This is a genomic window from Palleniella intestinalis, from assembly GCF_013166595.1.
In the GTDB taxonomy this organism is placed as follows: Bacteria; Bacteroidota; Bacteroidia; order Bacteroidales; family Bacteroidaceae; genus Prevotella; species Prevotella intestinalis.
The window spans coordinates 436,438-447,658 of sequence record NZ_JABKKG010000002.1 but is presented as its reverse complement, the minus strand read 5'-3'; the positions used below and the strand labels follow the sequence as shown (position 1 = coordinate 447,658).

The window sequence follows — 11,221 nt, the reverse complement described above, 5'->3', positions numbered from 1 at the left end:
CAAAAATGGCTTTAAGGATTCTTTTATATGTTGTTATCTCCACAGTCAACATTTCAACATAAGGAAACACGTCCTAATGTGCCCATGTCCAAATCCAAGTTTAATCCCATGGCTTTGAATATCCGTGCAAGTGTCGTGAATGTAATATTGCGTCCGTTCTCGATTTTTGAAATCTGTGTTCTCTGTACGCCTATCATTTCTCCCAACTGCGTTTGTGTCAGGTTGTGTTCAGTGCGTGCTTTCTTAATAGCTTTCCCGATTAGGGATGCTTTTAGTTCGGCTTCGTAAGCGTCTCTTTCCGGAGTGCCGACTATGCCAAATGTCTCATCCTTTATCTCTTCAAAAGTATAAAAATCCTTTTCCATATCGCTATCTTTGTTTCTTGTTAAAGTATCGTTTTCTTATTTCTTCTGCTTTGGCAATTTCTTTTTTCGGAGTCTTTTGCGTTTTCTTGATAAAGCCGTTGGTGGCTACTACAAAAGTGTCGTTCTCTGTATCCCAAAAGCTTAACAGTCGGTAGGCTTTGCTATTGTAGAGGGTTCTGAATTCCCAAATGTCCGTATTTTCCAGCTTTTTGAAGAGTGTGTTGTCTATTTCCCCAAAGGACACTTTGTCAATATTGTACGCTATCTTCTTTCTTGCCGATAGAGGAAGAGAGAGAATGAACTCTCTTGCTTCTTTTGCGAATATAACATTGAATTTGCGTTTCAGTTCCATCGGATTGCTTTTGGTTGTTGAGTCTTTATGAATATGAGATGTTTATACTCCATAAACTACTTTTGTAAAGTCATCGAGTGTCATTCCAAGAGTCCGCAGGTTGTTTTGAACGACATGCAGTGGAACAGGATCCTTGTGGGTTTGCAGGACAATGGGGGCGCGTGATACCTTCTTTATGCCATATTTAATGCCCTCCGCTTGTCCTTTTCTTTATGCAGCCTACTGCTTTAAGGAAAAACCTTACATCTCGTAATGGGATGTTTGACATTCTTGGACTCATACGCACATCGTTACAGGGTAAGTTTTCTTTGTATAGTCTCTTGAACTTGAAACCACTTGCTTCAGTACAGAATTCCTGCTTAATTGCTCTTCAAAGTCAGGGGAATGCATTCCATTTTCGCCGGTTGTCCACCCATGATTACGGAGGTCTTCGCAAAGAGTTCCGTCGTTTATGCATTCCTCGAAATATATCCGCAGAAGTTCAGTGAATTCACTTTTTGCTTCATCCTTGTTGTCGCCATAAGCACTTATGTCCAAAGAAGGATTGTATGCCACAGTGTAACCTCCGTCTTCGAAATAATAAACGTCAAGTTTTACGTCAATTTCGTTACGCATTCCGAGTTTTGTTATCTTTATTCTGCACATGATTTCCGAGTTTTTTTCTTATACAATTATTAATTTATGGAACGGCCGGCAATCAGTTTATCTTCCCGATAAAGTCTTTGAGAGTGCTGTCCTCTACATCACCAAGAGCATGTTCGCGTTCTGCATCGCATCGGATAGAGTCAAGCCATTCCCGGCGTGCGGCGGCAAATTCCTGCAGGAGGCATTCGCGGTCGTCCTCCGTAAGAGAGTCAAGTCCCTTGTAATCAAGTATGGTGCGGTAAGCGGCAGCCCATTTGTGCTCTGCATAATCATTATGTATATGCTCCAATGCGGCAGCCACATCGCTGATGTCCGCCAACTCTCCGCTACGGATGTCGTTAAGGATGCTGTCCACTTCCGCCTTTGGTGCAAGCATACCGAGCAGGTCTGTCCATTCTCCTGCGCCGACAGTGGAGTGGGGAAGAGCCGCCTCGTGCTCCTCAAGAGCTGCAAGCATCGCCATCCTCAGGGCAAGGTCGTAGTAGCGGATGCCTTTCTGCAGCGATTGGTTCTTGATTAAAGTGCCGTTGTATTGGTATGCCGCAACATCCTCGCCTTGCTCATTTTGCAGTTGTTCGAGAGTCTGTATGCCGTCGATACACTGTCGGATGACAAGCGGATTGAGCCAATCATACTGCACAAGAGACTTTCTTCCGTTCTTCGGACGGCGGTCGCGCTTCTGCCATTTCTCTATGTCACGGTATGTTCCCACTGTCGTAAGGTTGCGTCCCGGGACAAGATATGTGCCGTTCTCATGCGCTATGAGATAGGAAAAAGGCAGCTTCCGTGTGTCCGGATGCGACTGAATCTTGCCCATGAGCATGGAGAATGTGCCGATTTGTGCAGGCCAAAGCGTGTGCGAACCGCTGGCTGTCTTTGAGCCGCGCATCAGGGTGCCCCAATGGATAGGTCCCATTTTGTAGGCATGATTGGAGAAATTCGTGCCCGAACCGGCATTGTAGAATGAATATTCTCCTCCGATAAGCAGTGTCGATTTGTGGTGAGAGACAGAGAACGGGCCGCAGAGAGCAGCGCATGATTCTCCGTTGTCCATGTGGGAATTGGCAAAGAACACAGAGTTTTCCGATGTGAATCCGCGTCCGATGTGGCACGCCTCACCGACAAAAGAGTCATAGAGCTTGGCAAAATCGGTCACGGAAGAGCCCGCCTGTATGATACAGTTGTCACAGATAACACCGTCAGAGACGAGTATGCTCGCCTCGGATGTGCTTTTCAGTGTGCACTCCGAGAGCCTTGCAGCACCGGTAATCTCACATTTGTCGCCTATGATTACGTTGGTCAGTTCGCGTGTGTCAGTGATGGAAACACCGTCGCCGATGGTCGTGCATGGCTGCCGTGTGATGTCAATCTCCTGCATAACCATGCCTTTCAAACGCTCCCAAACTGCTGTGTCACAGGCATTACGCACCATAAGTGCCGCCATCTGCGCTGTAAGGTCAGAGTAAAGGACAAGGTTTCCGTCACCTGCTTCGTTGAGGACACTGATAGTCACGCCCTCGCCGAATGTCGCTTCGGGTGTGGAGCGTATGATTCCGACATTGATAATCCTGCAGTCCGCACCGATACGGATGTGTCCTTCAAAGAATGTGTTGTAGATATGCAGAGGAGTGAAGTCCTCTGCCACTTCGATGTTGCTCCAGTCATGGCAACGGCAGCCTTGTATTTCAAGCTGTTCTTTCTCTATTTCTGTCAGTTCGCGGTACATAGGGCGATATGTTTTGTGGTTTGTTTTTGTCTGTTATTCCTCGGAATAGTCACCGTAGAGGAAGTCGTTGTAAGGATATTTCTGCACGTGCATCTCACGGACTTTCTTGTAGATGGTCTCGCGGAACTCGTCGATGTTCTCCTTCTCCTTTGCCGAAATGAAGAGGCAGTTGTCATTGAGTTTCGCCATCCACGTCTTCTTCAGGTCGTCCAAAGGTATCTCGTTCTTCTTCACAGGAGTGAGGTCGTCCTCCTCATGCTCTGTCCATGAGTAAGCGTCAATCTTGTTGAAGACAATCATCGACGGCTTGTCGGCACATCCGAGGTCGGCGAGAGTCTTCTCGACGACGGTAATCTGCTCCTCAAAGTCAGGATGCGAAATGTCCACAACGTGCAGCAGAAGGTCAGCCTCGCGTGTCTCGTCAAGTGTGGATTTGAACGAATCCACAAGGTCGGTAGGGAGCTTTCGGATGAATCCCACAGTGTCTGCGAGGAGGAAAGGCAGATTGTCGATGACCACCTTCCTAACGGTTGTGTCAAGAGTGGCAAAGAGCTTGTTCTCGGCAAACACCTCACTCTTGGCGAGCATGTTCATGATTGTAGACTTTCCGACATTGGTATAACCCACGAGAGCCACACGGATAAGCCGTCCGCGGTTCTTTCTCTGCGTGGTTTTCTGCTTGTCTATCTCTGCGAGACGCTCTTTCAGGAGCGACATGCGGTTAAGGATTATGCGGCGGTCCATCTCCAACTGAGTCTCGCCCGGTCCGCGCAGACCAACCGAACCGCCTTTTCCGCCCGAGCCTCCTGAACCACCGCTCTGTCGTTCGAGGTGAGTCCACAGGCGCTGCAGACGCGGCAGCATGTAGCGGTACTGTGCAAGTTCCACCTGAGTCTTGGCGTTTGCCGTCTGCGCACGCATGGCAAAGATGTCGAGGATGAGCGATGTGCGGTCGAGAATCTTCACCTTTAGCTCCGCTTCGATGTTGCGCATCTGCTTCGCGGAGAGCTCATCATCGAAGATCACCATGCCCACCGGCTGCGGCCCTTCGCCCTCTTCCGGCGCATGGAACTCCTCCTGCCACTCATCATAGGCGTCTTCGCACTGCTTTATGTATTCGGCAATCTCCTCGAGTTTGCCCTTTCCCACGTATGTTACGGACGACGGTCCTTGGACGCGCTGTGTGAAACGCTTCACCACACGCGCACCGGCAGTGTCGGCAAGGAACTCCAGTTCGTCAAGGTATTCTGTCGTTTTCGCCTCGTTCTGTCGCGGAGTGATGATGCCGACAAGCACCGCTGTCTCCGACCTCGTCTCTGATATTACAAATTCTTTCATTAAAAAACAATATACATTATAGTATGCAAAGTTACGGAATTTATTTTATAATATGACCACACGCACGCGTTTATTATGGAATTATAACAAAAATAATTCTTTTGGAATCTTGTCTGACTGGAAAGCATAAGTCGTTTTGCTTACAAAACAGCTTTGCTGCAAAGCTCGTAAGAAAAGCGTGAGTTTTCTAATCCTCTGTTTATCATAATGGGAAAAGTAGTGTTCTTTTTGACGGAAAATAGTGGTTGATAACGTGAAGTGATACCATTCGCAATGTCAATGGTATCACTTTATGATGCGATTGGTAGCCTTTTGTATCATGAATCAATACGAAAAGTCCTGCAATTCAGTGCCTTTTAGTGTGAAAAAGGTATCGAATTACAAGACTTTTTATGGCTGCAGGCAGTGTGGGTAGTAATTATCGCTTTGATATTCAAAGGGATAGTGAAATTTCAAAAATACGCACAATTTTGCAGTTTGCCATTTCTCGTTTGTTTTTACGCGATTCTCGGAGGGCAAAAACGCCTTGAGTTTTCTTATTTTTGCCTTTTCTTCATGCAACATTGTCCTGTGCATTCCTGCCTGTTTCCTGTGCGTTCCCGACTGTCTCTGTAACGGTACGGCATTTTCACCACTATGACACGGATGTTCTGGTCAGGCTTTGATGTCTTTACTTTGGCAATGTGCCAGTCCTCGGGGAACATGATGAGGAAGCGTCCCGGTGTGGACTCGACGGTCTTTGCCTTGGCAGGGTCGTAGTCGTAACGCACGACATCATACTGATACTTAGTGCTTTGGGTGGAACTTTTGTGGTCGAGGAGACGGAAACCCTCAGTGCCTTTCACGACAAACATGAAGTCGCAGTTGTACCGGTGGCTCTCCGTCTTCCGCTTTTTGAGGTCGTCGTTTTGGCTGTCCTCCACGCTGACGATGAGGTCAGTGCCGGGGATGAGGTGCTTTCCGGCAGGGATGGCGAGCAAATCCGTCTTTTCGAGCCATGCGAAGAGAGCCTTCCAAGTCTCCGGTTCGCGGTTGCACTGGATGTAGAAGTCCGTGAGATTCACGCTGTTGTCAGGCTCTGCCTTTGTGAATCCGTTCTTCCACTCTCCCGATTTGACCCACGCCTGCGCCTTGCGGACAAGGGCGGAATCAGTGAATTGTGCCGTGTAGATTTCCTGTGCATTGGCAGCCGTCATGGTGGCGAGCGCGAGCAACGATAGTATTGTCTTTTTCATTGTCCTTTAATGTTTTATCTTTCTTTGTTTTTCTTCTGCCTGCAAAATTACTTATTTTTTCCGTTTGTACAAACAAAATGTGGGAAATAATGACAAATAGGACAGTTGAAAAAAGGTCAGTCAATGGCTGCCTTATTTGAATTTCGCCTACATTGTGGACAAAATCTTGTTTTTAGTCTAATTTGTGTTTGTGGAATGAATTATGAAAAATGCAGTGGAATTTGCACATAGTGGCTACTGTTTGTTTTATTTAATGATGTGATTGGTATAAAAATTGGCATATATGACAATTTTGTAATTGTTTTATTTGCCAATTAGAGTGAATTGTATTATCTTTGCAGAAAAATTGTAAGCTATGATTGAAACTATTGAATTTGAGGCTAAAAGGAATTTCCAATCTGAGATAAGGCTGCACCATTCAACTGGGGAAGTTACAATATTATTGTTCAATAGTAATTTTCCTTTGCAGGCGCAAAATTACTATCTCCATGCAATAAATGAACTTTTGTCAAAGAAACCGGACTTGTCTCCTCAGGATGATTTGCTCTCTATTTTCTCTTTGTGCTTTGTTAGAAATTCATTAGAGATGCCTTTGGGCGTTGGTACTTCCAAGGATGAAGAGCGAATAAGGATAGGAAACCGCATAAGGGAAATACGGGAAGAAAATCATTTGGAGGCAAAAGCGTTGGCTTCCCTTACAGGAATAGATGCTGCAAACCTATGCCGTATTGAACAAGGAAAGCAATCTGTGGGTATTGATATCCTTTCGCGAATTGCTAATGCGATGGGTTATAAAATCGAATTCGTTAAACTTAATGATATGTAATTATGAAAAAACTAAATCATTTATTAATATCGATGTGTTATGGAAAAGACTGAAAATGCTTACAAAACGAGACTGTTGACTCATGCAATAGATGCTGATGGAAAATTAGTTTATGTAGATGATGTGCCTAATGGAAACAAATGTGGATGCTTCTGCCCTGCGTGTAAAGAACCTTTGATGGCAAAGAAAGGAGAAAAAAGGAGACATCATTTTGCTCATCAGTCAGAAACAGAATGCGAACATGCTTATGAATCGATGCTTCATCTTCTTGCAAAAGAAAAGATCCGTGAGGCTTTTTTGCAAAATGAAGAATTCTACATGTCTTTTGCTTATACATCATATTGCAAATTTATTGACGAGTGTAAGTTCTTGAAATATGGTGATTGTTGTACATGTGAGGATAAAAAGTTTGATATAAAGGAGTATTACGATAGTTGTGAACAAGAAATAGCATACGACAATATTAATCGTCGTTCCGATTTGAAGATTTTTTCATCAACAAATCCTGAAAGAATGCCAATTTATTTGGAGTTTTGGGTTACTCATGCAAGTGACGAACAAAAGCTACATAGCGGTAATAAAATTATAGAAATTAAACTTGAGACAGAAGCAGATATAGATTGTATTGTAGAAAATGGATTTTCGCGATCTATTTGCAAAGTTGGGTTCTATGGGTTTAAGACGGGTGATGATAACAATGAGAATGTGTGTTCGGAAATAGAATTCGTTCGTTATTCTTTGTTTCGGTCTGGAAAATCCAGATGTTATCAAGATAGTTGTAATTGTAAAGAATTACGTAAGACAAATAATTCTTTATTGGATATTTGTTTCCATACTCCAGTATCCTTTGGCATATATGATTATTCCAAATATATTGGATATCAAAAACATGGTATAAAAAACTGTATATTGTGTGAGAATTATGTGGAAAGTTACGATGATAGTGGGCATATATGCAAACTGTATAAGTATCTACAGATTCCACGATATGAAAAATTGGACACTTCAAGAGCGAAAGATTGTAAGTGTTTTTGGCTTAATAAGGAAGAAATGGATGAATATATGAATGGGGAAGATAACTGTGAGTGCACCATTTTGGAAAGTTAATGTGCATTATCACTATGAAAATGTAATGTATTGTGGTATTATTCTTGAAAAAGAACAATATTTTTGTCTAAAAAATGGAATAGGATAGCCAATGGTTAGCCTATTCCAATATCGTCCACAGTGTAGACAATATTGGATGGTTGCTATCTAATAAGTGGTTGGAATTCCGCAGCATTGTTGCGGAAATTAAGATAATATGGTTGTTATGCGCAATAAAAACAGACATAGATTGTCCTAAAAAATGTTCTTGAACCGCTGTTTTATTTGGATATTAAAAATAAAAGATGTACTTTTGCATAAATATTTCACTATCATTGTCAAACCAACAAAATAAAATGATATGAACACTATCACGATAAAAGCTGACAACCCGAACATATTGTCAAGATTGCTAAAGATAATATCCGGCATGAACGGCATCACCATTATTAATGACGATGAGGATATGCCTAATGCGGAAACTCGCCAGGCTATTGAGGAAGCGAGACGTGGGGAATTTGCAGGAACACTTGACGCTTCCTCTAAGGAATCCCTAATGAATAGTATCATGGCACTATGAAGCTGATAGTTTTTACTAAGAAAGCAAAGAAGGACTTGAAGAAATTGCAGCATACACCTAAAAAAGTTAAGATGCTGTCTGATGTGCTATATAAGTTAGCAAATGATGTAGCATTGGATGAATGCTATCATGTCCACCAATTGAAAGGTGAATACCAAGGATGTTTGGAATGTCATATACAGGGCGATTTTTTGCTGATATGGATTGAGGATGACCACATCAAGGTGTTGAGAGTGGGAAGCCACTCTGAATTGTTCGGTAAGTGATATGTAGAAAATAAGATTAAATTATGGAACAGATACTAAGATATTTCCCTGAATTGACGGACAAGCAGAAGGAGCAGTTTGCACAGCTGGACGCCCTCTATCATGACTGGAACGCAAAGATAAATGTCATCTCACGCAAGGATATCGATAACCTTTATGAGCACCATGTGCTTCATTCTCTGGCTATTGCGAAGGCTTTGCGCTTCCGCCCCGGCACCAAAGTGCTGGATTTCGGTTGCGGTGGAGGATTCCCAGGAGTGCCTTTGGCGATAATGTTCCCGGAGGTGCAGTTCCGCCTGATTGACGGTACTGGCAAGAAAGTGCGTGTAGCGCAGGAGGTTGCCGATGCGATAGGGCTGGAGAATGTTGACGCCTGCCATATCAGGGGTGAGGAAGAGAAGGGCAAATACGACTTCATTGTCTCACGTGCCGTGATGCCTTTGCCTGATTTGGTGAAGATTGTGCGCAAGAACATTGCCAAAGAGCAGAAGAACTCAATGCCTAACGGGGTGATTGTCCTGAAGGGCGGCAATCTTGATGCTGAGATTCATCCGTTTATCCGCATAGCGGAGAAGACGGAGCTGACGGCGTATTTCAAGGAAGAGTGGTTCGAGGAAAAATATCTTGTCTATCTTCCTTTGTGACAGAATGGGCGTTGCTTTTCCGGCAGTTGCCGCGACACATAAGGCGGAAAGTCTTCTGTTGTGTGCGTGAAAGCTGCCATGAATGATTTTTAACGATATAATTGAATATACCAAGCTTTGGACTTTTCAACTGTAACACAAATAGATATGTGGTGGATGCCATTGCTGTCGGGAGAACATTCGCTGTTCTTTGATGAGCTGGCACTGTTCCTCACGTCAGGCTTGACATGGATTCCGCTGTATATTACATTGTTCTTTGTGACAGTGAAGAACAATGAGACGATGACGCAGATACTCTTTGTCGTGCTTGCAGCAGGAGCGTGTGTGCTCTTTGCCGACGGCATGGCTGACGGTATAATAAAGCCGATGGTGATGCGTCCGCGTCCTCTCAACGACCCGGACATACGCCCTCTGCTTGACATTGTCCCCGGAGTGGCGGACAAAAACTATAGTTTCTTCTCGGCACATGCGGCGAACACCATGTCAATCTGTGTCTTCTTCTCGCTCCTTATGAGAAACTGGCGGCTGACAACAGCGTTGGTCGTATGGTCGCTGGCAAACTGCTGGACGAGGATGTATCTTGGCATGCACTATCCGTCGGACATCATTGTCGGGCTGCTGTGGGGAGCTGTTGTCGGCACGGGTGTGTATTTCGGATACAGATATTTCTATTTCAAGGTTACGGACAAGCTGCATTTCATCTCCTCGCAATACACAAGGACGGGCTATGCGCTTGCTGACATGAACCTCATTGCCAATATTTTCCTGTTGACAGTGCTTGTGGGTATTTTCAGAGCACTTATTATCGCATGATGACAAACAATCCTAAAAACATAAGAATATCAGATTATGACTATCCTCTTCCTGACGGAAGGATAGCGAAATTCCCGCTTGAACAACGTGACCATAGCAAACTGCTGGTGTATGACAAGGGGGACATAAGCCACAGGCAGTTCGTTAATCTTCCTGAATTGTTGCCGGAAGGTGCGCTGATTGTGTTCAACAACACTCGTGTCATACGTGCCCGCCTGCATTTCCGCAAGGAGACAGGTGCGCTGATTGAGGTGTTTCTGCTTGAGCCCCATGCTCCTGCCGACTATGAACGGATGTTCCAAACTTGCGGAGAGTGCGAATGGCTGTGCCTGATAGGTAACCTTAAGAAATGGAAAGAGGGTGCATTGCACCGCACATTCCTTGTGAAAGGCGAGGAAACTACACTTTCTGCGGAGCATCTTGGCACACAGGGCACAAGCCAGATTGTGCGCCTTCGCTGGACAGGCAATGCAAGTTTTGCCGACGTTATAGACGCTGCCGGCGAGCTGCCGATACCGCCTTACCTTAACCGTGACACTCAGGAGAGTGACCTGACGACATATCAGACGGTCTATTCCAAGATAAAAGGCAGCGTCGCCGCTCCAACGGCAGGGCTTCATTTCACGGAAAGAGTGCTTTCTGACATAGACAGCCACGGCATAGAGCGTGAGGAGCTCACCCTTCATGTCGGTGCAGGAACGTTCCGTCCTGTTAAGTCGGAACTTGTCAGTGGCCATGACATGCACACCGAATATGTTTCTGTTCGCCTGCATACCATAGAGCGGTTGCTTGCCCATGGCTGCCGTGCGATAGCCGTAGGCACTACTTCCGTGCGCACTTTGGAGAGCCTTTATTATATAGGTTGCCACATATTGCGCCATCCGGAGAACGTGACAGACACAGATTTGCACGTCAGACAGTGGGAGCCCTATGAGAGTGCGGAGGAGTATTCCCCAATAAGCGCAACGGAATCGCTGTCAGCCATCCGCGATTATCTTGTTATGAACGGTTTGGAAGTGTTGAATGCTTCCACGCAAATCATTATCGCTCCGGGCTACAAATACCACATTGTGTCACATCTTGTGACAAACTTCCACCAGCCGCAGTCAACACTTCTGCTGCTTGTCTCCGCCCTTGTTGGTGACGACTGGCACAGAATCTACGACTATGCGTTGGCGAATGATTTCCGTTTCCTGAGCTATGGCGATTCGTCCCTGCTCATTCCTGACGGAGAATGATAACAAACAAAAAGAAACAACCAAGCCCCAGTTTCCGCAAAAAGGAGACAGGGGCTTGGTTGTTTGTGAGAAAAACAAGTCGCATGTATTGCCATTGCTTGTGAGAA

General features: G+C 45.0%; 13 protein-coding genes. 7 read left to right on the top strand and 6 right to left on the bottom strand.

Going from position 1 to position 11,221, the window contains the following annotated elements:
* Positions 1-53: 53 nt before the first annotated feature.
* The 6 genes from HPS57_RS04395 to HPS57_RS04370 form a co-directional block, all read right to left on the bottom strand.
* Complete coding sequence (locus HPS57_RS04395) at positions 54-365, bottom strand: helix-turn-helix domain-containing protein (RefSeq protein WP_172180510.1); 312 nt, start codon at positions 363-365, stop codon at positions 54-56.
* Between the two features lie 4 nt (positions 366-369).
* A complete protein-coding gene (locus HPS57_RS04390; protein ID WP_172180508.1) occupies positions 370-717 on the bottom strand; it encodes a type II toxin-antitoxin system RelE/ParE family toxin in 348 nt (115 codons plus the stop codon).
* A gap of 276 nt (positions 718-993) precedes the next feature.
* Positions 994-1,362 (bottom strand): hypothetical protein, encoded by a 369-nt coding sequence (locus HPS57_RS04385; protein ID WP_172180506.1) that lies wholly within the window; start codon positions 1,360-1,362, stop codon positions 994-996.
* A 52-nt stretch (positions 1,363-1,414) separates the two neighbouring features.
* The gene (locus HPS57_RS04380) at positions 1,415-3,088 is read right to left on the bottom strand and encodes a DUF4954 family protein (protein WP_172180504.1); all 1,674 of its coding nucleotides are present in this window, start codon (positions 3,086-3,088) and stop codon (positions 1,415-1,417) included.
* A gap of 33 nt (positions 3,089-3,121) precedes the next feature.
* A complete protein-coding gene (hflX, locus tag HPS57_RS04375; protein ID WP_172180502.1) occupies positions 3,122-4,426 on the bottom strand; it encodes a GTPase HflX in 1,305 nt (434 codons plus the stop codon).
* Between the two features lie 536 nt (positions 4,427-4,962).
* Positions 4,963-5,661 carry a NanQ anomerase/TabA/YiaL family protein gene (locus HPS57_RS04370; protein WP_172180500.1) on the bottom strand — a complete coding sequence of 233 codons (699 nt, stop codon included), beginning with the start codon at positions 5,659-5,661 and terminating at the stop codon, positions 4,963-4,965.
* A 355-nt stretch (positions 5,662-6,016) separates the two neighbouring features.
* Between HPS57_RS04370 and HPS57_RS04365 the strand changes: the two genes are divergently transcribed.
* The 7 genes from HPS57_RS04365 to HPS57_RS04335 all read left to right on the top strand — a co-directional run bounded on the left by HPS57_RS04365 (position 6,017) and on the right by HPS57_RS04335 (position 11,114).
* The gene (locus HPS57_RS04365; protein ID WP_172180498.1) at positions 6,017-6,487 is read left to right on the top strand and encodes a helix-turn-helix domain-containing protein; all 471 of its coding nucleotides are present in this window, start codon (positions 6,017-6,019) and stop codon (positions 6,485-6,487) included.
* 39 nt (positions 6,488-6,526) lie between these two features.
* Positions 6,527-7,594: a competence protein CoiA family protein gene (locus HPS57_RS04360; protein WP_172180495.1), complete on the top strand. Its 1,068-nt coding sequence runs from the start codon at positions 6,527-6,529 to the stop codon at positions 7,592-7,594.
* A gap of 340 nt (positions 7,595-7,934) precedes the next feature.
* The gene (locus tag HPS57_RS04355) at positions 7,935-8,153 is read left to right on the top strand and encodes a hypothetical protein (RefSeq protein ID WP_172180493.1); all 219 of its coding nucleotides are present in this window, start codon (positions 7,935-7,937) and stop codon (positions 8,151-8,153) included.
* Positions 8,150-8,419, top strand: a complete 270-nt coding sequence (locus tag HPS57_RS04350; RefSeq protein ID WP_172180490.1) for a type II toxin-antitoxin system YafQ family toxin — start codon at positions 8,150-8,152, stop codon at positions 8,417-8,419. Before HPS57_RS04355 ends, HPS57_RS04350 begins: the two co-directional genes overlap by 4 nt.
* Positions 8,420-8,442: 23 nt before the next feature.
* A complete protein-coding gene (gene rsmG / locus HPS57_RS04345) occupies positions 8,443-9,063 on the top strand; it encodes a 16S rRNA (guanine(527)-N(7))-methyltransferase RsmG (RefSeq protein WP_216653372.1) in 621 nt (206 codons plus the stop codon).
* Between the two features lie 147 nt (positions 9,064-9,210).
* Positions 9,211-9,876: a phosphatase PAP2 family protein gene (locus tag HPS57_RS04340; protein ID WP_172180488.1), complete on the top strand. Its 666-nt coding sequence runs from the start codon at positions 9,211-9,213 to the stop codon at positions 9,874-9,876.
* Positions 9,876-11,114: an S-adenosylmethionine:tRNA ribosyltransferase-isomerase gene (locus HPS57_RS04335; protein WP_172180679.1), complete on the top strand. Its 1,239-nt coding sequence runs from the start codon at positions 9,876-9,878 to the stop codon at positions 11,112-11,114. Before HPS57_RS04340 ends, HPS57_RS04335 begins: the two co-directional genes overlap by 1 nt.
* Positions 11,115-11,221 lie beyond the last annotated feature (107 nt).